The 24,973-nt window shown below is 60.7% G+C and carries 19 protein-coding genes; 14 read left to right on the forward strand and 5 right to left on the reverse strand.

All coding sequences use genetic code 11. The features are described from left to right. Positions 1–16: 16 nt before the first annotated feature. From H0I86_RS08390 to mlaY, 3 genes are all read right to left on the reverse strand, one after another. A complete protein-coding gene (locus H0I86_RS08390; RefSeq protein ID WP_180924674.1) occupies positions 17–2,047 on the reverse strand; it encodes an FUSC family protein in 2,031 nt (676 codons plus the stop codon). Between the two features lie 166 nt (positions 2,048–2,213). Further along, the gene (locus tag H0I86_RS08395) at positions 2,214–3,002 is read right to left on the reverse strand and encodes an MlaA family lipoprotein (RefSeq protein WP_180924675.1); all 789 of its coding nucleotides are present in this window, start codon (positions 3,000–3,002) and stop codon (positions 2,214–2,216) included. Next, positions 2,995–4,293, reverse strand: coding sequence for a lipid asymmetry maintenance lipase MlaY (gene mlaY, locus H0I86_RS08400; RefSeq protein WP_180924676.1), 1,299 nt, complete (start codon positions 4,291–4,293; stop codon positions 2,995–2,997). The genes H0I86_RS08395 and mlaY overlap by 8 nt, the downstream gene beginning before the upstream one ends. Positions 4,294–4,535: 242 nt before the next feature. On the opposite strand from mlaY, the gene H0I86_RS08405 reads away from it, so the two are divergent. Further along, positions 4,536–4,907: a hypothetical protein gene (locus H0I86_RS08405; RefSeq protein ID WP_081362322.1), complete on the forward strand. Its 372-nt coding sequence runs from the start codon at positions 4,536–4,538 to the stop codon at positions 4,905–4,907. 52 nt (positions 4,908–4,959) lie between these two features. Here the strand turns inward: H0I86_RS08405 and H0I86_RS08410 are convergent, their stop codons facing one another. Beyond that, the gene (locus H0I86_RS08410; RefSeq protein ID WP_180924677.1) at positions 4,960–6,513 is read right to left on the reverse strand and encodes a glycoside hydrolase family 17 protein; all 1,554 of its coding nucleotides are present in this window, start codon (positions 6,511–6,513) and stop codon (positions 4,960–4,962) included. 341 nt (positions 6,514–6,854) lie between these two features. Between H0I86_RS08410 and H0I86_RS08415 the strand changes: the two genes are divergently transcribed. The 3 genes from H0I86_RS08415 to H0I86_RS08425 all read left to right on the forward strand — a co-directional run bounded on the left by H0I86_RS08415 (position 6,855) and on the right by H0I86_RS08425 (position 9,865). After that, positions 6,855–7,706, forward strand: coding sequence for a glycine betaine ABC transporter substrate-binding protein (locus tag H0I86_RS08415; RefSeq protein WP_180924678.1), 852 nt, complete (start codon positions 6,855–6,857; stop codon positions 7,704–7,706). Between the two features lie 192 nt (positions 7,707–7,898). Beyond that, on the forward strand, positions 7,899–8,210 hold the full coding sequence (locus H0I86_RS08420; RefSeq protein WP_007931481.1) for a DUF485 domain-containing protein: 312 nt from the start codon (positions 7,899–7,901) through the stop codon (positions 8,208–8,210). Then, the gene (locus tag H0I86_RS08425; protein ID WP_016702212.1) at positions 8,207–9,865 is read left to right on the forward strand and encodes a cation acetate symporter; all 1,659 of its coding nucleotides are present in this window, start codon (positions 8,207–8,209) and stop codon (positions 9,863–9,865) included. Before H0I86_RS08420 ends, H0I86_RS08425 begins: the two co-directional genes overlap by 4 nt. Before the next feature lie 312 nt (positions 9,866–10,177). On the opposite strand, the gene gltA is transcribed toward H0I86_RS08425, so the two are convergent. Beyond that, positions 10,178–11,467, reverse strand: coding sequence for a citrate synthase (gene gltA / locus H0I86_RS08430; RefSeq protein ID WP_124319858.1), 1,290 nt, complete (start codon positions 11,465–11,467; stop codon positions 10,178–10,180). Positions 11,468–11,818: 351 nt separating this feature from the next. Between gltA and sdhC the strand changes: the two genes are divergently transcribed. The 10 genes from sdhC (at position 11,819) to brnQ (ending at position 24,914) form a co-directional block, all read left to right on the forward strand. Further along, the gene (sdhC, locus tag H0I86_RS08435) at positions 11,819–12,205 is read left to right on the forward strand and encodes a succinate dehydrogenase, cytochrome b556 subunit (protein ID WP_169915034.1); all 387 of its coding nucleotides are present in this window, start codon (positions 11,819–11,821) and stop codon (positions 12,203–12,205) included. Beyond that, positions 12,199–12,567, forward strand: a complete 369-nt coding sequence (gene sdhD / locus H0I86_RS08440) for a succinate dehydrogenase, hydrophobic membrane anchor protein (protein WP_007931497.1) — start codon at positions 12,199–12,201, stop codon at positions 12,565–12,567. Before sdhC ends, sdhD begins: the two co-directional genes overlap by 7 nt. A 3-nt stretch (positions 12,568–12,570) precedes the next feature. Continuing rightward, complete coding sequence (gene sdhA / locus H0I86_RS08445; RefSeq protein WP_180924679.1) at positions 12,571–14,343, forward strand: succinate dehydrogenase flavoprotein subunit; 1,773 nt, start codon at positions 12,571–12,573, stop codon at positions 14,341–14,343. Positions 14,344–14,355: 12 nt separating this feature from the next. Continuing rightward, the gene (locus H0I86_RS08450) at positions 14,356–15,060 is read left to right on the forward strand and encodes a succinate dehydrogenase iron-sulfur subunit (protein ID WP_011060051.1); all 705 of its coding nucleotides are present in this window, start codon (positions 14,356–14,358) and stop codon (positions 15,058–15,060) included. 262 nt (positions 15,061–15,322) lie between these two features. Next, entirely contained in the window at positions 15,323–18,154 is a 2,832-nt protein-coding gene (locus H0I86_RS08455; protein WP_180924680.1) for a 2-oxoglutarate dehydrogenase E1 component, read from the forward strand. Between the two features lie 42 nt (positions 18,155–18,196). Further along, complete coding sequence (gene odhB, locus H0I86_RS08460; RefSeq protein WP_038581006.1) at positions 18,197–19,420, forward strand: 2-oxoglutarate dehydrogenase complex dihydrolipoyllysine-residue succinyltransferase; 1,224 nt, start codon at positions 18,197–18,199, stop codon at positions 19,418–19,420. 112 nt (positions 19,421–19,532) lie between these two features. Then, complete coding sequence (gene lpdA, locus H0I86_RS08465) at positions 19,533–20,969, forward strand: dihydrolipoyl dehydrogenase (RefSeq protein ID WP_007931507.1); 1,437 nt, start codon at positions 19,533–19,535, stop codon at positions 20,967–20,969. A 224-nt stretch (positions 20,970–21,193) separates the two neighbouring features. Continuing rightward, on the forward strand, positions 21,194–22,360 hold the full coding sequence (gene sucC, locus H0I86_RS08470; protein ID WP_007931510.1) for an ADP-forming succinate--CoA ligase subunit beta: 1,167 nt from the start codon (positions 21,194–21,196) through the stop codon (positions 22,358–22,360). Then, positions 22,360–23,241 carry a succinate--CoA ligase subunit alpha gene (gene sucD / locus H0I86_RS08475; protein ID WP_007931513.1) on the forward strand — a complete coding sequence of 294 codons (882 nt, stop codon included), beginning with the start codon at positions 22,360–22,362 and terminating at the stop codon, positions 23,239–23,241. Before sucC ends, sucD begins: the two co-directional genes overlap by 1 nt. Positions 23,242–23,600: 359 nt before the next feature. Beyond that, complete coding sequence (gene brnQ, locus H0I86_RS08480) at positions 23,601–24,914, forward strand: branched-chain amino acid transport system II carrier protein (protein ID WP_180924681.1); 1,314 nt, start codon at positions 23,601–23,603, stop codon at positions 24,912–24,914. Positions 24,915–24,973 lie beyond the last annotated feature (59 nt).

Here is a 24,973-nt window from a genome sequence, read left to right on the forward strand (position 1 = left end):
TTTTTTTTTCCGCTCATTACCCCTGGGCGACAGCCGCCACGCCGGGTTCGTGGCGAGTCAGGCGGCACCATTTGTGCCAGGTGAATTGCAGTTGCAGCAGCGCCGCCCTGGCCATTTCCCGGTCCTGTTCCGGCAGTTGCGGCGCCTGCTCCAGGGCCTTGAGCAGGGCGACGGTCGGAGCATCCAGTCGATCGGTGCGGCGTGGCGTCGGTCCGCCCGACTTGAGCTGCGTGGCGATGTTCTGCAGGTAGTGCCCGCGCTCGATGCCCAGGGCGCCGGTCGCGGCGCCCAGGCTGGCGCGCAATTGCAGCAGTTCGTCGCCCAGGTCGAGCCCGAGCAGGCCGTTGTCCCAGTGCTGGCGGCGTTCCTGGGGCAGGCTTTCGGAGTAGCGCGCCAGGCGGATCAAGCGATCGGCCATGCGCCCGCCGAACCAGCTCTCGGCTTGCTCCAGCGGGCGCGAGGTGAGTTGCGCCAGGTCGAACAGCGAGGCGCGGAACATCCGCCGATAGTGATGTTCGCCGGGGTTGAGGCTGACCAGGCGGAACACCAGGACCGCGATGCCGACGCCGACCAGGGTCGCCATGGCCTTGTTGAGGAAGTTGGCCAGGTCGTAGGTCATCAGGTTGCCGGGGCCGACGTTGTTGACGAAAAAGATGCAGAACGCCGATGCGATCGGCGCCATCCGCGGTTTGCTCATGCACAGCGAAGCGCAAAACAGCGGCACCCCGAGCCCCACGCACAGCAGCGGGAAACCGTCCCAGCCGGGCAGCAACCCAAGGCTGACGAAGCCGGCGATCGGTATTGACAGGGCGATGCCCTTGAGAAAGTTGAGGCTGGAGGCGGAAGGGTTTTCCCGGCCGGCGAACAGGCTTAGCACCACCCCGCAGATCGATACCGCGCCCAGGCCGGAGGGCCAGGCCGAGAGCACCCAGAAGCCGGCCACGGCGAGAAACGCCAGGGCGCTGCGCAGGCCGCCGAGGATGCCTTGCTCGATATCCCGGTGCCAGGACAGGGCGCCAGGCGCGCCATGGGGGACTCGGCCCTGCTCGACGGCCTGCAGGGTCCGCGCGCTGCGTTCGAGCAGAGCCGGCACCTGAGCCAATTGCATCAGACACAGATGCGCATCCTGCGACAGGCTGCGGTCCTGCAGTGCTTCTTGAAGGCGTGCCGACAGCTGGGCGATGTCTTCCTCGTGGCTGTTATCCAGGGCCGTGGCCAGTCGTTCGATCAGCGGTGCCACCGCAGCATTCGCCGCGCTGTCGAGCATCAGCCGTTGGCGGGCCACGCCGCGAGCGGCGCGCAACAGGCTCAGCAAGTCGCGACTGAGCACCCGCAGGGCCTGGGAGCGCCGACGGCCCTGAGGCCCTTCGAACCAGGCGTGATCGCGCTGGGCATCGACCGCCACCAGTTTTCCGAGGGCTTCCAGCAACCCCTTGCGCTGGTCCTGGCCGATCAGCTCGGAGGCCGCGGCGCGCATGCCGGCTTGCCACGCGAGCTTGCCCTGGGTGGCCAGCGCCTGTTCGACCCGGCGCGGCCAGAGCACGGTGCTGGCGATCGCCGCGCAGATGATGCCCAGGCTGATTTCCGAACAGCGGGCCACGGCCTGGTCGAACACCAGCAGCGGATGGGCGGTGGCGGGCAGGGCGATGATCGCCGCGGTGTAGCCGGCCAGTACGAAGCCGTAGGAAGCATGATTGCGCAGCAGCGAGGCGCCGGTGGTGCAGAAGGCCAGCCACAGCGCCATCGCCAGCAGGAACAACAGGGGCGCCTGGCCGAACAGGCCGATCAGCAGGATCGAGGCCATGGCCCCGCTAAAGGTGCCGAGCAGGCGGAAGGCGCCCTTGGCCAGGACCATGCCGCTGCTGGGCTGGCTGACGATGAACACGGTGGTCAGGGCCCATTGCGGCTGTTCGAGGTTGAAACGAAAGGCCAGGTACAGAGCGATGCCCCCGGCGATCATGTTCCTGATGGCGAACAGCAGGTCGTTGCGGCTGGGAGCCAGGACGGCCAACCAGAAATCGGGGATTCGCAGGGTGAGGCTTTTCATCGGCAAGGCATGTAGATAGCTAGCTAATGATTAGCATCATATCTACTTGCCTGGAAAATTCCAATGAGGATTTTTCCGTTTCTGGAGGGTGCAGGTGCTGAGAGGGGCGAGGGTATCGGTGGGGCGAAGAAAAGGGCCCTGCGCGGATGGCAGGGCCCTGGAGGGATCACTCGGCGATTTGCAGCTTGCGCGATTCGGTGTAGACGTAGCGGACTTTCTCGTACTCGAACGGCGAGTCCAGCTGGCCATAGCGGAAGCTGGTCTGATAGCGCTTGTCGATACTGCGCAGCACCCAGAGCTCCGGGTGGTTCGAGCTGACCTCGGAAACATTGAGGAAGTTGATCGCCGACTCGGTGGTGTAGTCCACGGCCAATCCGGCGGTATCGCGAAGGTTCGAGGGGCCGAGGATCGGCAGGACGAAATAGGCACCGCCCGGCACGCCGTAGAAGCCCAGGGTCTGGCCGAAGTCTTCGCTCTGGCGTGGCAGGCCCATGCTGGTGGCCGGGTCCCAGAGACCGCCGATACCGATGGTGGTGTTGACCAGCAGGCGGGCGGTGGTGTTCAGCGAGCGCTGGCCCTTGAACTGCAGCAGGCTGTTGACCAGGTTCGGCACGTCGCCCAGGTTGTTGAAGAAGTTGCTCACACCGGTGCGCAGGAAGCTCGGGGTGATGTAGCGGTAACCGTCGACCACCGGCAGGAACACCCACTGATCGAAGCGGTAGTTGAAGTGGTACACCCGGCGGTTCCACGACTCCAGCGGGTCGTAGACGTTCAGCGCGTTGAGGGTCGAGCGCTCGAACTCGCGCTGGTCCAGGCCCGGGTTGAACTTGAGCTGCTTGAGCGGTTGGGTGAAGCCGTCCTCGTCTGCGACCACGGGTGTCGCGGTCTGGCCGTCGTCGGCATTGGCATAGCCTGCGCAGAACAACGCAGCGATGAGCAGGAGATGTTTAGCCACGGAAGAACTCCAGCATGGCGTCGCTGTTGACGCGGTAGTTGAGGTTGCCGCAATGGCCGCCATGGGGGTAGACCGTCAGCCGGTCGCCAAAGGTCTTGCGCAGGAAACCCAGGTCGCCGGGGCCGAGGATCACGTCGTCGGCGTTGTGCATCACCGCGATTTTCGGGCTGTCCTGCAGGTAATCCTTGAGTGCGTATAGGCTCACCTGGTCGATCAGTTGCAGCACGCTGCCGCCGTCGGTGCGGGCGCGCCACATCGGGATTACCTGCTCGGTGAGGTAACAGTCGAAGTCGCACTGCAGGGCGCGCTTGAGGAACGGCGTGAGGTTGGTGCCTTCGCTGATCGGGTACTTGGGCGGGGTGATCAGGCCCCGGCGGTTGATCAGGTCCGAGGTGAAGGCGATGTCGGCGGCGGAGAAGCGGAACGAGGTGCCGATCAGCATCGCCATCTGTTCGTTGCTCAAATGCTGCTTGGACTGCTGGAAGTCATAGAGCAGGGCATCGTTGAGATCGATGTAGCCCTTCTGCTGGAAGTAGCGGGTCAGCTTGTTCAGTACCAGCTCGTAGAAGGTGGTGGTGTTATTGATGCCCTTGACCTCGGTCTGCACCAGCTTGTCGAGGTTGGTGATGGAGGTATAGAGGTTGACCGGCGGGTTGAGCAGCAGGACCTTCTTGAAGTTGAAGCTGCGCCGGGTTTCGTCCAGCTTGCTGACGAAGGCCGCGTCCAGGGCACCGAGGCTGTAGCCGGTGAGGTAGAAATCGGTGATCGGCAGTTTCGGGTTCTGCGCGCGTACCGCCTGCATCACGCGGTATATGTCTTCGGCATCGTCCTTGGTCACGCCCGGCGTGGCGAACCGCGAGGCGGCGCTGATGAAGTCGAAGCTGGTGGGCGAGGACAGTTGCACCACGTGGTAGCCGGCCTGGTAATAGAGCTTCTTCAGGTACTCGTTGAGGCTGCTGTCATAGCGCGCGCCAGTGCCGGCGATGAGGAAGATCAGCGGTGCGGCATGGTCCTGCTCGGCGATGCGGTAGGTGAGCTTCTTCACGGCCCAGAAGTTGTCCGGCAGGATGAACTCGCGCTCGGGGCGCAAGGTCAGGCTGCGGTCGGACTGATTGATATCGTCGTCACTCGGCAGCTTCGGACGCAGGTCCGGCGGAGTGGTGGCAATGGTCGCCTCGAACGGATTGGTCAAGGGGTAGCCATAGCTGGCGGCGTCGATGTCGACCGCCAGTGCGGACGCACTCGAAATAAGGCCGCCAAACAGGGCAGCGAAGCGCAAGGAACGGAGCATGACTAAATCCCTGTAGAGGAAGGTGCCGGGTGAAGTTCGCAGGCTATGACCACCGGGTTGCTGCCGAAGTGCCATGGCACGGTACAAAAAACGATCAAGGCAGGGCAAAGCCGGATCGGCGGTAATAGTCGCCAGACGATACACTTTGTCGCTGTTTGCTCAACAGTTATCTGTGCAACACGCTTGCTTACCGGCCTCGGGCGATTATGCTGGGCGCCGTTTTTCGTTTATCGGAGTGCTTCATGTCCCGCCGTCTTCCCGTGATTCTGCTGCTTGTTGTCCTGCCGTTGTGGCTGGCCGCCAGTTATGGCGTGCGCTACGGCTTCATGGAGGACGCTCGATGGGTCGGCGTCTGTGTCGACGAGGCCAGCCGCTGGGAGTGCCAGGCGCGTTCCAGCCTGGGGTTGCTGATCCACTTCAAGGTCATGGGTTGGGCGGCGCTGGCGGCATCCCTGATCGCCTTCGTGGTGCCCGGCCGTTCCGGCTGGGGCCTGGCGGTGCTGGCGCTGCTGTTCGGCTTTCCGGCGCTGGCGCTCTACAACACCAGCCTGGCGGTGTTTGCCATCGTCATCGGCGCCTTGCGGCTGGTAAGGGCGCCTCGCGCGGTGGCGTGAGGCGAATCGCCGGTAATAAAAAAGGGATGACCATGGTCATCCCTTTTTTCTGTCAGGCTTTGCGAGCCCGCAAGCTGCGCCACAGGGCGGCGACCATCAGCACGCTGACCAGGGCCCAACCCCAGGCCTGCTGGTTTTCCAGGCCTTCGCGATACAGCTGAGGGGCGATGCCGGCGCCGACGATAAAGGTCAGCAGGGCGATTTCGCGACGCGGCACCCGCACCGGGCGGCACAGGTAGACCAGGGCCGGCAGGAGCAGGGCGGCGCTGGGGAAGCTGCGATAACGCGGGTCGAACACCAGCTCCAGCATCATTACCGCGGCGGCGAAACCGGCGGCGGCGAGCAGCCAGCCGGCACGTTTTTCCAGGCTGTCGAAAGCGCGTTGGCGCCAGCCGGTTTGGGGGCTCAGGCTCAGTGCCGCGTGGGCCAGCACCAACAGGTTCAGGGCCAGCAGCAGGCCCGCCCAGAACCATTCACCGGCAAAGCGGCTGGTGACCCGCGCCAGTTCGCCCCAGGCGCCGATGGAGCAGGCGGCGAGGGCGCCGAGCAAGGGCAGGACCAAGGCCGCGCGAGTGCCACGGACCCGGCCACCGAGGATCAGGGTGGCGAGGAATATCACCCCGCCCACGCCCAGCCACAATGGCCAGTAAGGCAGGTTCGATACCGGCCCGGCGAGCACGCCCTTGTCCTGGCGATCGGCATCGAACAGCCCCCAGTAACCGCCGACCGCACCTTCGCTGGCGCGTTTCCACGGCTGGTCGAAGGCCTCGATCAGGTTGTAATGCCAGCCATTCTGTTCGGCCATGGCCACAAAACCACGGATGAACTTGGCCTCGTTGACCCGGCTCGGCAGGGCGGTTTCGCGCTGGCGGCCTTCGCTGGGCCAGCCGGTTTCGCCGATCATCACGTCCTTGGGCGCGAACTTGTTGCCGAACACCTGGCGCACCTGGGCCACATGGTTCAGCGCGGCGTCGATGTTGGACGGATCGTCTTCCCAGTAGGGCAGCAGGTGGATGGTCAGGAAGTCCACCGCCGGCGCGATTTCCGGATGCTTGAGCCAGAACTCCCAGACATCCGCATAGGTGACCGGCTGCTTGACGTGAGCCTTGACCTTGTTGATCAGCCTGGCCAGTTGCGGACCGGTGACTTCCTTGCGCAGCAGGGCCTCGTTGCCGACGATCACCGAGCTCACCACATCCGGGTTGGCGTTGGCCGAAGCGATCAGCAGGTCGACCTCTTTTTCGGTGTCCACCGGGTTGCTGTTGACCCAGGCGCCGATCATCAGCTTCAGGCCGTGCTTGCGCGCCAGGTCCGGCAGGGCTTCGAGGCCGGTCATGGAATAGGTGCGGATGCATTCGAAACGCGTCGCCAGCAGCGCCAGGTCGGCGTCCATGCGCTCCGGGCGCAACTTGAACGGCTGGTCGAAGGGCGACTGGTCCTTGTCGAACGGGGTGTAGGACGCGCATTGCAGCTTGTGACTGGCGCTGGCGACATCCGGCAGCACCACCGGTTGGCCGAGGCCGTACCAGAAACCGCAGAGCGCGAAGACTCCCAGCAGGCAGGCGAATAGATAGGGCAGGAGCGGGAAGCGGGCAATCGAGGGCATGGTCAGGCCGTCAGGAAACAAAGCCGGGCATCTTACCCGGATTTGCCGCTGCCCAGGTGGCCTGCATGATTTTGACATGCAAAGTTCGGGCGGGATTGGGCGACTGTTTTGGGCATGCCCTGATTACTGGCGAACTGGTGTCGTTGCTGAATGTTTTGAGGTCGCAGTCAGAGCAGGTCGCCTTTGGCGTCAGGTTGATGATCGACGCGTCAGGGCTCTCATAGGGCAATCGCGCTGATGTTCGAGCAAGTTGGTGGGGCGTGATGAGGGCGCTGTGCACCATAACAACAGGTTGACGCGGCTCGGCACCCGTCGGGCGCAGTACTTTCGGGGAAGCAACGATGAAGATGCGACGACTCTTAGGCGCAGGTGCCGGTCTGGTACTTGCGATCAGTTCCACCCTGGCCAGCGCCGACAGCAAAACCCTGAGCATCGGCTATGTCGACGGTTGGTCGGATAGTGTGGCGACCACGTATGTAGCCTCTGAGGTGATCAAACAGAAGCTCGGTTATGACGTGAAGTTGCAGGCTGTCGCAACCGGGATCATGTGGCAGGGCGTGGCCACCGGCAAGCTGGACGCCATGCTCTCGGCCTGGCTGCCGGTGACCCATGGCGAGTACTGGACCAAGAACAAGGACAAGGTGGTCGACTACGGCCCCAACTTCAAGGACGCGAAAATCGGCCTGATCGTGCCGGAGTACGTCAAGCCCAAGAGCATCGCCGACCTGAAGGACGACACCACCTTCAAGAACAAGATCGTCGGTATCGATGCCGGCTCGGGCGTGATGCTCAAGACCGACCAGGCCATCAAGGACTACGGTCTGGACTACAAGCTGCAAGCCAGTTCGGGCGCGGCGATGATTGCCGAGCTGACCCGTGCCGAAGATAAGCACGAATCCATCGCGGTCACCGGCTGGGTGCCGCACTGGATGTTCGCCAAGTGGAAGCTGCGCTTCCTGGACGATCCGAAAGGCGTTTACGGTGCCGCTGAAACCGTCAACAGCATCGGCAGCAAGGGCCTGGAGAAGAAGGCGCCGGAGGTTGCGGCTTTCCTGAAGAAGTTCCAGTGGGCTTCCAAGGATGAAATCGGCGAGGTGATGCTGGCGATTCAAGAGGGCGCCAAACCGGAAGCAGCGGCCAAGGACTGGGTGGCCAAACACCCTGAGCGCGTTGCCGAGTGGACTGCTAACTGATCGCGAGGCGTCTAGCTCGCAGGTCTCGAGGCCGTCGGGTGTTCGCACCCGGCGGCCTTTTGTTTTGCCTGGCGCAAAAGTTCCTGTCAGGGGGGGCTGTCGTTCTAATACTAAGGTCGTCTGGAACCGGCCCGAGAGCCGCATAGAGTGGACTACGTTCCAACTAAAATCTGTGCTGCGAGGATAAAAACAATGAACGACAGCATTTACCTCTCGATTCAAAACAGCTCGCGTTTCAAGGAGCTGGTCAGCAAGCGCGAACGATTCGCCTGGATACTGTCGGCGGTCATGCTCGGGCTTTATTCGGGCTTCATCCTGCTGATTGCCTACGGACCCCATGTGCTGGGGGCAAAACTCAGTCCTGAATCATCCATCACCTGGGGCATTCCCATTGGTGTCGGGTTGATTGTCGCGGCCTTTGTCCTGACCGGTATCTACGTGCGACGCGCCAACGGCGAATTCGACGACCTGAACAATGCGATTCTCAAGGAGGCTCAGCAATGATCCGGCGTCTATTGGCCTTTTTTAGCGTCGCGGCCTTTGCTCCAAGTCTCTGGGCGGCCGACGCCCTGACCGGCGAAGTGCATAAACAACCCCTCAATGTCTCAGCGATCATCATGTTCGTGCTGTTCGTCGGAGCCACCCTGTGCATCACCTACTGGGCCTCCAAGCGCAACAAGTCGGCGGCCGACTACTATGCCGCGGGCGGCAAGATCACCGGTTTCCAGAATGGTCTGGCGATTGCCGGTGATTACATGTCGGCAGCGTCCTTCCTGGGGATTTCCGCCCTGGTGTTCACCTCCGGCTATGACGGGCTGATCTATTCGATCGGCTTCCTGGTGGGCTGGCCGATCATTCTGTTCCTGATCGCCGAGCGCCTGCGCAACCTGGGCAAGTACACCTTTGCCGACGTGGCGTCCTATCGCCTGGGGCAAACCCAGATCCGCTCGCTGTCGGCCTGCGGCTCGCTGGTGGTGGTGGCGTTCTATCTGATCGCGCAAATGGTCGGTGCCGGCAAGCTGATCCAGCTGCTGTTCGGCCTCGATTACCATGTGGCGGTGATCCTGGTGGGTATCCTGATGGTGCTGTACGTGCTGTTCGGCGGCATGCTGGCGACCACCTGGGTGCAGATCATCAAGGCGGTCCTGCTGCTGTCCGGTGCCTCGTTCATGGCGCTGATGGTCATGAAGCATGTCAACTTCGACTTCAACATGCTGTTCTCCGAGGCCACCAAGGTTCACCCCAAAGGTGAAGCGATCATGAGCCCGGGCGGCCTGGTGAAGGATCCGATCTCGGCGTTCTCCCTCGGCCTGGCGCTGATGTTCGGTACCGCGGGCCTGCCGCACATCCTGATGCGCTTCTTCACCGTGAGCGACGCCAAGGAAGCGCGCAAGAGCGTGCTGTATGCCACCGGCTTCATCGGCTACTTCTACATCCTGACCTTCATCATCGGTTTTGGCGCGATCCTTTTGGTCAGCACCAACCCGGCGTTCAAGGACGCGGCGGGCGCTCTGCTCGGCGGCAACAACATGGCGGCGGTGCACCTGGCCAATGCCGTGGGCGGCAGCGTGTTCCTCGGCTTCATCTCGGCGGTGGCCTTCGCCACTATCCTGGCGGTGGTGGCTGGCCTGACCCTGGCCGGTGCCTCGGCGGTTTCCCACGATCTGTACGCCAGCGTGATCAAGAAGGGCAAGGCCAACGAGAAGGATGAAATCCGCGTCTCGAAGATCACCACTGTGTGCCTGGGTGTGCTGGCGATTGCCCTGGGCATCCTGTTCGAGAGCCAGAACATCGCGTTCATGGTCGGCCTGGCGTTCTCCATCGCGGCGAGCTGCAACTTCCCGGTACTGCTGCTTTCCATGTACTGGAAGAAACTCACCACCCGCGGCGCCATGATTGGCGGCTGGCTGGGCCTGGTCAGTGCCGTTGGCCTGATGATCCTCGGCCCGACCATCTGGGTGCAGATCATGGGGCATGAAAAAGCTATCTTCCCTTACGAGTACCCGGCGCTGTTCTCGATGATCATTGCCTTTATCGGGATCTGGTTCTTCTCCATCACCGACAAGTCCACTGCGGCTGACAATGAGCGGGCGCTGTTCTTCCCGCAATTCGTGCGTTCGCAGACCGGCCTGGGCGCCAGCGGGGCGGTATCGCACTAAGGCCCTTGTGTATCGGCTTCTATATATAAGCTGAGTTGCAAACCGATGCCCCTGTCGAAAGACAGGGGCATTTTTGTTGGTACAGGTAGGCATCCGCCTTCTGTCGCCGCTGGTGCAGCCTGCGGTCGAGTGCGCAACGCTCGCAAGCTCTTCATCGTGAGAGTGGCGCGGACTTGGCGTTCTACATCCGCTGTGCGGCCTAGTACAGGCTGCTACAGGGAAATAGCGGGGGTGGGGAGGCACAAACAAATACGGCCTCTATAAAGAGGCCGTATCCGCTGCAGTCAAGACGTTAGCATAAGGCAACAGGTCTTACTTGCGGTCTTCCAGCTTGGTGATGTCGCGCGACTCGTAGCCGGTGTACAGCTGGCGAGGGCGGCCGATCTTGTAAGGGCTGGAGAGCATTTCTTTCCAGTGCGAGATCCAGCCGACGGTACGCGCCAGGGCGAAGATCACGGTGAACATGCTGGTTGGAATGCCGATGGCCTTGAGGATGATCCCCGAGTAGAAGTCGACGTTCGGGTACAGCGAGCGTTCGATGAAGTATGGGTCGGTCAGGGCGATCTCTTCCAGGCGCATGGCCAGTTCGAGTTGTTTGTCATGCTTGATGCCCAGCTCTTTCAGTACTTCGTCGCAGGTCTGCTTCATGACGGTGGCGCGTGGGTCGCGGTTCTTGTAGACGCGGTGACCGAAGCCCATCAGTTTGAACGGATCGCTCTTGTCCTTGGCCTTGGCGATGAACTTGTCGATGTTCGAGACATCGCCAATTTCGTCGAGCATGGTCAGTACCGCTTCGTTGGCGCCGCCGTGAGCCGGGCCCCAGAGTGCGGCGATACCGGCAGCGATACAGGCGAACGGGTTGGCCCCCGAGGAGCCCGCCAGGCGTACGGTGGAGGTCGATGCGTTCTGCTCGTGGTCGGCATGGAGAATGAAGATCCGGTCCATTGCCTTGGCCAGCACCGGGCTGATCGGTTTGATCTCGCACGGGGTGTTGAACATCATGTGCAGGAAGTTTTCCGCGTACGACAGGTCGTTGCGCGGGTACATCATGGGTTGGCCCATGGAGTACTTGTAAACCATCGCGGCCAGGGTCGGCATCTTGGCAACCAGGCGAATCGCGGAAATTTCGCGATGCTGCGGGTTATTGATATCCAGGGAGTCGTGGTAGAAGGCCGAGAGGGCGCCGACTACGCCGCACATGACCGCCATCGGGTGGGCGTCGCGACGGAAGCCGTTGAAGAAGGTCTTCAGCTGCTCGTGAACCATGGTGTGGTTCTTCACGTTGCCGACGAATTGGGCCTTCTGTTCTGCGGTCGGCAATTCGCCGTTGAGCAGCAGGTAGCAGGTTTCCAGGTAGTCCGACTTTTCAGCCAACTGTTCGATCGGGTAGCCGCGGTGCAGCAGAATGCCGTTGTCGCCGTCGATATAGGTGATTTTCGACTCGCAGGAGGCGGTCGACATGAAACCCGGGTCAAAGGTGAAGCGGCCCGTGGCCGTCAAGCCCCGAACATCGATTACATCGGGACCAACGGTGCCGGTTAAAATGGGCAGCTCGACGGGGGCTGCGCCCTCGATGATCAACTGCGCTTTTTTGTCAGCCATGTGGCCTCCTATTTATGCTTGAAATCATCAGACAGACCCCCCACGCAGGGCCCGCACCACTATAGTGAGATAAATCCGAATGTCAATTTGCCTAAAGTCTTGCCCCAGAAGGCTTTAACCGGACTTTTTCCTCGAAATTCCCCGCCATTTACGCCTTTTGTCCGCCTAACGCAATGAGCTATTAGGGGAAGGTGATTGCGTTGTCATTAGTAGCCTAACTGTCTATACTCGGCCACCGACCGCCATGGGCTTTCGGGCCCGGTTTGATGGGGGTCGTCACTCCCTGGGTGGTGGGTACCTGACCAGTGCACTCCCCAACAACTTTGCCCTGATTGTTAGGGGCTCTTCAGTGTGAAAAAAGCCGTGAATAGCCAACGACCTGTAAACCTAGACCTAAGGACCATCAAACTCCCAGTCACTGCTTACACGTCCATCCTTCACCGTATTTCCGGTGTCATCCTCTTTGTGAGCCTTGCCATCATGCTTTATGCATTGGACAAGTCGCTCAGCTCCGAGGAAGGCTTCGGCGAGGTGAAAGCGTGTCTGACCAGTCCGCTAGCCAAGCTAGTGATTTGGGGCATCCTGTCCGCCTTGCTGTATCACCTGGTTGCCGGTGTGCGCCACTTGATCATGGACATGGGCATCGGTGAGACGCTGGAAGGCGGCAAGCTGGGCTCTAAAATCGTTATCGCCGTATCCGTGGTGGTAATCGTTCTGGCAGGAGTTTGGATATGGTAACTAACGTCACGAACCTGTCGCGTTCGGGCCTCTATGACTGGATGGCACAACGTGTGTCTGCGGTCGTTCTCGCGGCTTATTTCATCTTCCTGATCGGATACCTCGTTGCGAACCCGGGCCTTGGCTACGAGCAATGGCACGCACTGTTCTCCAACAACTGGATGCGTATCTTCAGCCTGCTGGCCATGGTTGCTCTGGGCGCTCACGCCTGGGTCGGCATGTGGACCATCTCGACCGACTACCTGACGCCGATGGCGCTGGGCAAGTCGGCGACTGCAGTACGTTTCCTTTTCCAGGCAGTATGCGGCGTTGCAATGTTCGCCTACTTCGTCTGGGGTGTGCAGATTCTCTGGGGTATCTGATTCATGGCTAACATTCCAACGATTTCTTTCGACGCCATCATCATTGGCGGCGGCGGCGCCGGCATGCGTGCCGCATTGCAGCTGGCCCAGGGCGGCCACAAGACTGCAGTGATCACCAAGGTGTTCCCGACCCGCTCGCACACTGTGTCGGCCCAGGGCGGCATCACCTGCGCCATCGCGTCGGCCGACCCGAACGATGACTGGCGCTGGCACATGTACGATACCGTCAAGGGTTCCGACTATATCGGTGACCAGGACGCTATCGAATACATGTGTCAGGAAGGCCCAGCCGCGGTTTTCGAGCTGGACCACATGGGCCTGCCGTTCTCCCGCACCGAAACCGGTCGTATCTACCAGCGTCCTTTCGGCGGTCAGTCCAAGGATTACGGTAAAGGTGGCCAGGCTGCCCGTACCTGCGCAGCTTCCGACCGTACCGGTCACGCGCTGCTGCACACCCTTTATCAGGGTAACCTGAAAGCCGGTACCACCTTCCTGAACGAGTACTACGCCGTCGACCTGGTAAAGAACCAGGATGGCGCGTTCGTCGGTGTGATCGCGATCTGCATCGAAACCGGTGAAACCACCTACATCCGCGCGAAAGCCACCGTATTGGCGACCGGCGGTGCGGGTCGTATCTATGCATCCACCACCAACGCCCTGATCAACACCGGTGACGGTGTCGGCATGGCGCTGCGTGCCGGCGTGCCGGTACAAGACATCGAAATGTGGCAGTTCCACCCGACCGGCATCGCCGGTGCCGGTGTACTGGTGACCGAAGGTTGCCGTGGTGAAGGTGGTTACCTGATCAACAAGCACGGTGAGCGTTTCATGGAGCGTTATGCTCCGAACGCCAAGGACCTTGCCGGTCGTGACGTTGTTGCCCGTTCGATGGTTAAAGAGATCATCGCCGGCAACGGTTGCGGTCCGAATGGCGACCACGTGATGCTCAAGCTCGACCACCTGGGCGAGGAAGTGCTGCACAGCCGTCTGCCAGGCATCTGCGAACTGTCCAAGACGTTCGCCCACGTTGACCCGGTTGTTGCTCCGGTTCCGGTTGTTCCGACTTGCCACTATATGATGGGCGGCGTTGCCACCAATATTCATGGCCAGGCGATCACCCAGAACGCCGAAGGCAACGACGAAATCATCCCTGGCCTGTTCGCAGTGGGTGAAGTGGCTTGCGTATCGGTTCACGGCGCCAACCGCCTGGGCGGCAACTCGCTGCTCGACCTGGTGGTGTTCGGCCGCGCTGCCGGCCTGCACCTGGAAAAGGCGCTGACCGACGGTATCGAATACGACGACGCTACCGACGCCGACATCAATGCGGCCCTGGCACGTCTGTCCGCGCTCAACGAGCGTACCGATGGCGAAGACGTGGCTACCCTGCGTCGCGAGCTGCAAAACTGCATGCAGAACTACTTCGGCGTATTCCGTACCGGCGAATACATGCAGAAGGGCATTGCCCAACTGGCCGAGCTGCGTACCCGCATCGCCAACGTCAAGATCAACGACAAGTCGCAGGCGTTCAACACGGCACGTATCGAAGCGCTGGAGCTGCAGAACCTGCTGGAAGTGGCCGAAGCCACCGCCATCGCTGCCGAAGTGCGCAAAGAGTCCCGCGGCGCCCACGCCCGTGAAGACTTCGAAGACCGCGACGACGAAAACTGGCTGTGCCACACCCTGTACTTCCCGGGTGAGAAGCGCGTTGCCAAGCGTGCCGTTAACTTCTCGCCGAAGACTGTTCCGACTTTTGAACCAAAAGTCCGGACTTACTAAAGGGTGATCGATATGTTGCAAGTCGAAGTTTATCGTTACAACCCTGACACCGACTCCGCGCCGAAAACCCAGGTTTTCCAGGTCGACACCGGTGGCAAGGATCTGATGGTGCTGGACGTACTGGCGCTGATCAAAGAGCAGGACGAAGGTTTCTCCTATCGCCGCTCCTGCCGTGAAGGTGTTTGCGGTTCCGACGGCATGAACATCAACGGCAAGAACGGCCTGGCCTGCATCACGCCGCTGTCTGCCGTGGTGAAGAAGAACAAGCTGGTTGTTCGTCCGCTGCCAGGTTTGCCGGTTATCCGTGACCTGGTCGTCGATATGAGCATCTTCTACAAGCAATACGAGAAGGTGAAGCCATTCCTGCAGAACGACACGCCGGCCCCGGCCATCGAGCGTCTGCAGTCCCCTGAAGAGCGCGAAAAGCTCGATGGTCTGTACGAGTGCATCCTGTGCGCTTGCTGCTCGACTTCCTGCCCGTCCTTCTGGTGGAACCCGGACAAGTTCCTGGGTCCAGCTGCCCTGCTGCAAGCCTATCGCTTCCTGGCAGACAGCCGCGACACCAAGACGTCCGAGCGTCTGGCTTCGCTGGATGATCCGTTCAGCGTATTCCGCTGCCGCGGCATCATGAACTGCGTCAACGTTTGTCCGAAAGGCCTGAACCCGACTAAGGCCATCGGTCACATACGTAACATGCTGCTGCAAAGCGGCGTGTGATTCAGCTGTTGTACCCGTAGGACCGCTGTACCCGTAGAGGCTACGGCGCAGGCTTCAACCGGCGCCGTAGTTTTAAGCTGAGCAGCAGCTCACAAAGTTGCCGCTCGTATTTTGAAGAAATGAGACAAGCAGGGGCATCCGGGCTGGTACCCGGACTATCAGCGTGATCCTAAGTGGCTTGTTTTGGTCGCTGCACTCGGACTTTTGCAAGTTTGCTCGGTGTCTTCGCCGGTGGTGTTCCCCTAACCGAGGGTGACCAAGCATGCAAGAAAGCGTGATGCAGCGCATGTGGAACAGCGCCTACCTATCCGGTAGTAACGCTGCCTATGTGGAAGAGCTCTACGAGCTCTACCTGCACGACCCTAACGCTGTGCCAGAAGAGTGGCGCACTTACTTCCAGAAGTTGCCTACCGACGGCAGCACTGCCATCGATGTTTCGCACTCGACAATCCGCGATCATTTCGTGCTGCTGGCAAAGAACCAGCGCCGCGCCCAGCCGGTATCCGCCGGTAGCGTGAGCAGCGAGCACGAGAAGAAGCAAGTTGAAGTGCTGCGATTGATCCAGGCCTACCGTATGCGTGGCCACCAGGCAGCCCAGCTTGACCCGCTGGGGCTGTGGCAGCGTCCTGCACCTGCAGACCTGTCAATCAATCATTACGGCTTGACCAATGCCGATCTTGATACGACCTTCCGTGCCGGCGACCTGTTCATCGGCAAAGAGGAAGCGAGCCTACGCGAAATTCACGAAGCGTTGCAGCAGACATATTGCCGCACCATCGGCGCTGAATTTACGCATATCACCGATTCCGAGCAGCGCCAGTGGTTCCAGCAGCGTCTGGAAAGTGTACGCGGCCGTCCGACCTACTCCACGGATATCAAGGGTCACCTGCTCGAGCGCGTCACCGCAGCTGAAGGCCTCGAAAAATACCTGGGCACCAAGTACCCGGGCACCAAGCGTTTCGGCCTGGAAGGCGGCGAAAGCCTGATCCCGATGCTCGACGAGCTGATCCAGCGTTCCGGTTCCTACGGCACCAAGGAAGTCGTGATCGGCATGGCCCACCGTGGTCGCCTCAACGTCCTGGTCAACACCTTCGGCAAGAACCCGCGCGAGCTGTTCGACGAGTTCGAAGGCAAGAAGAAGGTCGAGCTGGGCTCCGGTGACGTGAAATACCACCAGGGCTTCTCGTCCAACGTGATGACCACCGGCGGTGAAGTTCACCTGGCCATGGCCTTCAACCCATCCCACCTGGAAATCGTTTCGCCAGTGGTCGAGGGTTCGGTGCGCGCCCGTCAGGATCGTCGCAACGACCAGACCGGTGACAAGGTTCTGCCAATCTCCATCCACGGTGACGCTGCGTTCGCCGGTCAAGGCGTGGTGATGGAAACCTTCCAGATGTCGCAGACCCGCGGTTTCAAGACCGGCGGTACCGTGCACATCGTGATCAACAACCAGGTCGGTTTCACCATCAGCAACCCGCTGGACTCGCGTTCCACCGAGTACGCCACCGACGTCGCGAAAATGATCCAGGCGCCGATCCTCCATGTGAATGGTGATGATCCGGAAGCCGTACTGTTCGTGACCCAGCTGGCCATCGACTACCGCATGCAGTACAAGCGCGATGTGGTGATCGACCTGGTCTGCTACCGTCGTCGCGGCCACAACGAAGCGGACGAGCCAAGCGGCACCCAGCCTCTGATGTACCAGCAGATCGCCAAGCAGCGCACCACCCGTGAGCTGTATGCCGATCGTCTGGTCCAGGCCAACGTGCTCGACGCCGAGCGTGTTCAGGCGAAAGTCGACGAATACCGCAACGCGCTGGATAACGGCCTGCACGTAGTGAAGAGCCTGGTCAAAGAGCCGAACAAAGAGCTGTTCGTGGACTGGCGTCCTTACCTGGGCCACGCCTGGACCGCGCGTCACGACACCACCTTCGATCTGAAGACCCTGCAGGAACTGTCCGCCAAGCTGCTGGAGCTGCCGGAAGGCTTCGTGGTTCAGCGCCAGGTCGCGAAGATCTACGAAGACCGTCAGAAGATGCAAGCCGGCGGCCTGCCGATCAACTGGGGTTATGCCGAAACCATGGCATACGCGACCCTGGCGTTCGAAGGTCACCCGATCCGCATGACCGGCCAGGACATCGGCCGCGGTACGTTCTCGCACCGTCATGCGGTCCTGCACAACCAGAAAGACGCCAGCACCTACATTCCGCTGCAGCACCTGTATGACGGCCAGCCACGTTTCGATCTGTACGATTCGTTCCTGTCCGAAGAAGCCGTACTGGCGTTTGAATACGGTTACTCGACCACCACACCAAACGCGCTGGTGATCTGGGAAGCCCAGTTCGGCGACTTCGCCAACGGTGCCCAGGTGGTGATCGACCAGTTCATCACCAGTGGCGAGCACAAGTGGGGCCGTCTCTGCGGTCTGACCATGCTGCTGCCGCACGGTTATGAAGGTCAGGGTCCGGAGCACTCTTCGGCTCGTCTGGAGCGTTACCTGCAGCTGTGCGCCGAGCACAACATCCAGGTCTGCATGCCGACCACCCCGGCCCAGATCTACCACCTGCTGCGTCGTCAAGTGATTCGCCCGCTGCGCAAGCCGCTGGTGGTCCTGACTCCGAAATCGCTGCTGCGTCACAAACTGGCCATCTCGACCCTGGAAGATCTGGCGGAAGGTTCGTTCCAGACCGTTATTCCGGAAATCGATGCCCAGGATCCAAAGGACGTGAATCGTCTGATTCTGTGCAGTGGCAAGGTCTACTACGACCTGCTGGAAAAGCGCCGTGCCGAAGGCCGTGACGACATCGCCATCGTGCGTATCGAGCAGCTGTACCCATTCCCTGAGGACGACTTGAACGAAGTCCTGGCTCCGTACACCAACCTCAAGCATGTCGTTTGGTGTCAGGAAGAGCCGATGAACCAGGGGGCCTGGTACTGCAGCCAGCACCACATGCGCCGCATCGTTGGCAATCACGACAAGTCGCTCGTACTCGAGTACGCGGGCCGTGAAGCCTCTGCTGCACCTGCATGCGGTTACGCATCGATGCACGCCGAGCAGCAGGAAAAACTGCTGCAAGATGCTTTCACTGTTTAACGCCTTCGCGCACCTGAAACCGAATTTAAGGAACCACAGATAATGGCTATCGAGATCAAAGCCCCCACTTTCCCGGAATCGGTTGCCGATGGCACCGTTGCCACCTGGCACAAAAAACCGGGCGACGCCGTCAAGCGCGACGAACTGATCGTCGACATCGAAACCGACAAGGTCGTGCTGGAAGTTCTGGCCACCGCTGACGGCGTGCTGGGCGCTATCGTCAAGAACGAAGGCGACACCGTTCTGTCCGACGAAGTACTGGGCTCCATCGCTGAAGGCGCTGCTGCCGCTGCTGCTCCAGCCGCCGCTGCCGCACCAGCTGCCGCTCAGGCCGCAGCTCCTGCCGCCGAAGGCGAAGACGATCCAATCGCTGCTCCTGCTGCGCGCAAGCTGGCTGAAGAGAACGGCATCAACATCGCTTCCGTTGCCGGTACCGGCAAAGGCGGTCGCGTGACCAAGGAAGACGTGGTTGCAGCCGTTGCTGCCAAGAAAGCCGCTCCGGCTGCCGCGCCTGCCAAGGCTGCCGCGCCAGCCGCCGCTGCTCCGGTATTCGCTGCCGGCGACCGTGTCGAGAAGCGCGTTCCGATGACCCGCCTGCGTGCCAAGGTTGCCGAGCGTCTGGTCGAAGCCCAGTCGAACATGGCGATGCTGACCACCTTCAACGAAGTCGACATGACCGAAGTCATGGCCCTGCGTTCGAAGTACAAGGATCTGTTCGAGAAGTCCCACAACGGCGTACGCCTGGGCTTCATGTCGTTCTTCGTCAAGGCTGCTACCGAAGCGCTGAAGCGTTTCCCGGCGGTCAACGCCTCGATCGACGGCTCCGACATCGTCTACCACGGCTACGCCGACATCGGTGTTGCCGTGTCCAGCGACCGCGGTCTGGTGGTTCCGGTTCTGCGTAACGCCGAACTGATGAGCCTGGCTGAAATCGAAGGCGGCATCGCCACCTTCGGCAAGAAAGCCCGTGACGGCAAACTGTCGATGGAAGAGATGACCGGCGGTACTTTCACCATCACCAACGGTGGTACTTTCGGTTCGATGATGTCGACTCCGATCGTCAACCCGCCGCAAGCGGCGATCCTGGGCATGCACAACATTCTGCAACGTCCTATGGCGATCAACGGTCAGGTGGTTATCCGTCCGATGATGTACCTGGCTCTGTCCTACGATCACCGTTTGATCGACGGCAAAGAAGCAGTGACCTTCCTGGTTACCATCAAGAACCTGCTGGAAGACCCGGCTCGTCTGCTGCTGGATATCTGATTTCGTAGCATGGGCCGATCAGCGATGATCGGCCTTTCGCCGAAACGAACAGCTTCGTCCCACGACGGCCTCCACAAGAGGCCGTCCGGTTTGATTCGAGAAGGAATGACACATGACTCAGAAATTCGACGTGGTAGTGATTGGCGCAGGCCCTGGCGGCTATGTAGCTGCCATTAAAGCTGCACAACTCGGCCTCACGACTGCCTGCATCGAGAAATATACCGACAAGGAGGGCAAGCTGGCCCTCGGCGGTACTTGCCTGAACGTCGGCTGCATCCCTTCCAAGGCGCTGCTGGACAGCTCCTGGAAATTCCACGAAGCCCAAGATGGTTTCGCGATCCACGGTATCAGCCATGCTGGCGTGTCCATGGACGTGCCTGCGATGGTCGGCCGCAAAGCCAACATCGTGAAAAACCTGACCAGCGGTGTTGCTACCCTGTTCAAGGCCAATGGCGTGACCTCCATCCAGGGCCACGGCAAACTGCTGGCCGGCAAGAAAGTCGAAGTCACCAAGCCAGACGGCTCGGTGGAAGTGATCGAGGCCGAGAACGTCATCTTGGCGCCAGGCTCCCGTCCAATCGACATTCCGCCGGCTCCGGTCGATCAGAAAGTGATCGTCGACTCCACCGGCGCCCTGGAATTCCAATCCGTACCAAAACGCCTGGGCGTGATCGGCGCTGGCGTGATCGGTCTGGAACTGGGTTCGGTATGGTCCCGTCTGGGCGCTGAAGTGACCGTCCTGGAAGCCCTTGACACCTTCCTGATGGCTGCCGACACCGCCGTCTCCAAGGAAGCGCTGAAAACCCTGACCAAACAGGGCCTGGACATCAAGCTGGGCGCTCGCGTCACCGGCTCCAAGGTCAACGGCGAAGAAGTGGTCGTGACCTACACCGATGCCAACGGCGAACAGAACATCACTTTCGACAAGCTGATCGTAGCCGTTGGTCGCCGTCCGGTGACCACTGATCTGCTGGCTGCCGATTGCGGCGTGACCCTCGACGAGCGCGGTTTCGTGCACGTTGACGATCACTGTGCCACCACCGTACCGGGCGTTTACGCGATCGGCGACGTGGTTCGCGGCATGATGCTGGCTCACAAGGCCTCGGAAGAGGGCATCATGGTCGTCGAGCGCATCAAGGGCCACAAGGCTCAGATGAACTATGACCTGATCCCTTCGGTTATTTATACTCACCCGGAAATCGCGTGGGTCGGCAAGACCGAGCAGGCCTTGAAAGCTGAAGGCGTTGAAGTTAACGTCGGCACCTTCCCGTTCGCAGCCAGCGGCCGTGCCATGGCAGCCAACGACACCGGCGGTTTCGTAAAAGTCATCGCTGATGCCAAGACTGACCGTGTATTGGGCGTCCACGTGATCGGCCCAAGCGCGGCGGAACTGGTTCAGCAAGGTGCGATCGGCATGGAATTCGGTACCAGCGCCGAAGACCTGGGCATGATGGTTTTCTCCCATCCGACCCTGTCCGAAGCTCTGCACGAAGCAGCACTGGCAGTGAATGGCGGCGCCATCCACATCGCCAACCGCAAAAAGCGTTAAGACAATAAGAAACCACGGCGGATTGCCCGTCGTGAGCCTTGCGAGCAAGACTCACCGCGGAACGTCCGCTGGACTCGACCTCACGGGAATCTTCATGCGTTGTGCCGCAGCCCAGGCTGCGGAGGCGGGGCAGGGGAGTCCGGTGAGGAGCGGTCACAGGTGGCGCGGCACTCATCAAGAGCGCAGCGCCGAATGCGCAGTACCTAACGAAGACGGTAAAAAGCATGAATCTTCACGAGTATCAGGGTAAGCAGCTGTTCGCTGAATACGGCCTGCCAGTATCCAAAGGCTACGCGGTAGACACCCCGGAAGAAGCAGCAGAAGCTTGCGACAAGATCGGCGGCTCCGAGTGGGTTGTCAAAGCCCAGGTTCACGCCGGTGGTCGCGGTAAAGCGGGCGGCGTAAAGCTGGTTCGCAGCAAAGAAGACGCTAAAGCATTCGCTCAACAGTGGTTGGGCAAGCGTCTGGTGACTTACCAGACTGACGCCAATGGTCAGCCAGTCACCAAGATCCTGGTTGAATCGTGCACTGATATCGCTAAAGAGCTGTACCTGGGCGCTGTCGTCGACCGTTCGAGCCGTCGCATCGTGTTCATGGCTTCCACCGAAGGTGGCGTGGACATCGAGAAAATCGCTCACGACACTCCAGAAAAAATTCTCAAAGCCACTATCGATCCACTGGTTGGCGCTCAGCCATTCCAGGGGCGCGAGCTGGCTTTCCAGCTGGGCCTGGAAGGCAAGCAAGTCACTCAGTTCGCCAAAATCTTCGTAGGCCTGGCCAAACTGTTCCAGGACCACGACCTGGCACTGCTGGAAGTGAACCCGCTGGTGATCAAGGCTGATGGCGACCTGCACTGCCTGGACGCGAAGATCAACATCGACGCCAACGCCATGTACCGTCAGCCTAAGCTGAAGACTTTCCACGATCCGTCCCAGGACGATCCGCGCGAAGCGCACGCTGCCAAGTTCGAACTGAACTACGTGGCCCTGGAAGGCAACATCGGCTGCATGGTCAACGGTGCCGGCCTGGCCATGGGTACCATGGACATCGTCAACCTGCACGGCGGCAAGCCAGCCAACTTCCTCGACGTAGGTGGTGGCGCTACCAAAGAGCGCGTGACCGAAGCCTTCAAGATCATCCTGTCCGACACCAACGTCGCTGCAGTACTGGTCAACATCTTCGGCGGCATCGTTCGTTGCGACATGATTGCCGAAGGCATCATCGGTGCAGTGAAAGAAGTCGGCGTGAAAATCCCGGTTGTTGTTCGCCTTGAAGGCAACAACGCTGAACTGGGCGCTAAAGTACTGGCAGAAAGCGGCTTGAACATCATCGCTGCTACCAGCCTGACCGACGCTGCTCAACAAGTTGTCAAAGCTGCGGAGGGCAAATAATGAGCGTCCTGATCAATAAAGACACCAAAGTTATCTGCCAGGGTATTACCGGTTCGCAAGGTAGTTTCCACACCCAGCAAGCCATCGAATACGGCACCAAGATGGTTGGCGGCGTAACTCCGGGCAAAGGCGGCACCGAGCACCTGGGCCTGCCTGTCTTCAACACCGTGAAAGACGCTGTAGCTGCCACTGGCGCCACCGCCAGCGTGATCTACGTTCCAGCTCCTTTCTGCAAGGACTCCATCCTGGAAGCGGCTTTCGGCGGCATCAAGCTGATCGTCTGCATCACCGAAGGCATTCCTACCCTGGATATGCTGGATGCCAAGGTCAAGTGCGACGAGCTGGGTGTTACCCTGATCGGCCCTAACTGCCCAGGCGTGATCACTCCAGGCGAATGCAAGATCGGCATCATGCCAGGTCACATTCACTTGCCAGGCAAGGTCGGTATCGTTTCCCGTTCCGGCACCCTGACTTACGAAGCCGTTAAGCAGACCACTGACGCCGGTTTCGGTCAGTCCACCTGCGTCGGCATCGGTGGTGACCCGATTCCAGGCTCCAACTTCATCGACATCCTGAAGCTGTTCCAGGAAGACCCGAAGACCGAAGCGATCGTGATGATCGGCGAGATCGGCGGTTCGGCTGAAGAAGAAGCGGCTGCCTACATCAAGGCTAACGTGACCAAGCCGGTTGTTTCCTACATCGCTGGTGTGACTGCTCCTCCGGGCAAGCGCATGGGCCATGCTGGCGCAATCATCTCTGGCGGCAAAGGCACTGCAGACGAGAAATTCGCTGCTCTGCAAGACGCAGGCGTGAAAACCGTGCGTTCGCTGGCAGACATCGGCAAGGCCCTGGCCGAGCTGACTGGCTGGGCTGTCAAGTAAGCCTCGCGCTTAGCTTGTAACTCTGCTGACAAAGGCCACCTTCGGGTGGCCTTTGTTCGTTAAGAGCAGTTGCCAGCCTCAAGCGGCAAGCTGCAAGAGAAGCTTGTTGCTTGCAACTTGTATCTTGCAGCTGCTTTTAATACGTAAACGCGACACACCAATGTCGCTTATCGGACAGTTCGCCCTCCAACAGTGCGTTTGTCTTACAAATTCGGTAGGCTAGCCGCCTCTTTTGCGTCTGCGTCCCACAAGGAAGCTGCGCGCTAAACGGGTCAGTCCTATACGGACCGACAGCATTTCCCTCACCCATAAGGGAAATCCCTCTCTAAATTCCGATTCAGTAGTGTGGTATTTCCTTAATGAAAGTGTTGAAAGGCCAGGACATTCTGGCACTGGGTTTTATGACCTTTGCCCTGTTCGTCGGGGCCGGCAATATCATCTTCCCGCCTATCGTCGGCTTGCAGTCCGGACCTAACGTCTGGATCGCGGCGCTGGGCTTCCTGATCACCGCCGTGGGCCTTCCGGTGGTGACCGTCGTTGCGCTGGCCAAGGTCGGCGGGGCGATGGACGCGCTGAGCAGCCCGATCGGCAAAATCGCCGGTGGCCTGTTGGCGGCGGTCTGCTACCTGGCGGTCGGCCCGTTGTTCGCGACGCCGCGTACCGCGACCGTGTCCTTCGAAGTAGGCCTGGCGCCCTTGACCGGCGAAAGTCCGCTGGCGCTGTTCCTCTATAGCTCGGCGTATTTCCTGCTGGTGTTTTTCATCTCCCTCTACCCGGGACGCCTGCTGGACACCGTTGGGCGTTTCCTCGCGCCGCTGAAGATCATCGCCCTGGCTGTACTGGGCATCGCCGCGTTCGCCTTGCCGGCCGGTGATATCGGTGTGGCGACTCCCGAGTACGTCGCGGCGCCGTTCTCCCAGGGCTTCATCAATGGTTACCTGACCATGGATACCCTGGGCGCACTGGTGTTCGGCATCGTCATCGTCAACGCCATCCGTTCCCGGGGTGTCGAGTCGCCGCGCCTGATCACCCGTTACGCGATCATCGCCGGGCTGATTGCCGGTGTCGGCCTGGCGCTGGTGTATGTCAGCCTGTTTCGCCTGGGTTCGGGCAGCCACGAAGTCGCGGCCGGCGCCACCAACGGCGCGGCGGTGCTGCACGCTTATGTGCAACACACCTTCGGCTCCCTGGGCAGCGGCTTCCTGGCCGTGCTGATTTCCCTGGCCTGCCTGGTAACCGCGGTCGGCCTGACCTGTGCCTGCGCCGAGTACTTCAGCCGCGTGCTGCCGCTGTCGTACAAGACCCTGGTGATCATCCTGGCGGCATTCTCGCTGCTGGTGTCCAACCTGGGCCTGACCAAGCTGATCGCTTTCTCCATCCCGGTGCTGACCGCTATCTACCCGCCATGCATCGCCCTGGTGGCTTTGAGCTTCTGCAAGGACTTCTGGCATGAGCAAGGCCGCATCGTCGGTCCGGTGATGCTGGTGTCCTTCCTGTTCGGTCTGATCGACGCCCTCAAGGGCGCCGGCCTGGCGGACTGGATGCCAACCCAGTTGATGCACCTGCCGCTGAGCGAGCAGGGCCTGGCGTGGCTGGTGCCTTCGGTCATGACCTTGGCGGTCGCGGTGGTCTGCGACCGCCTGCTGGGCAAGCGCAGCGAAGCGATGGCCTAAACCGCTATCTGCCCGATGCCCGTCACGAGCGGGCACCGAGTAGCCATGAAAATGCCCCG

Source organism: Pseudomonas chlororaphis subsp. aurantiaca (assembly GCF_013466605.1).
In the GTDB taxonomy this organism is placed as follows: Bacteria; Pseudomonadota; Gammaproteobacteria; order Pseudomonadales; family Pseudomonadaceae; genus Aquipseudomonas; species Aquipseudomonas chlororaphis_I.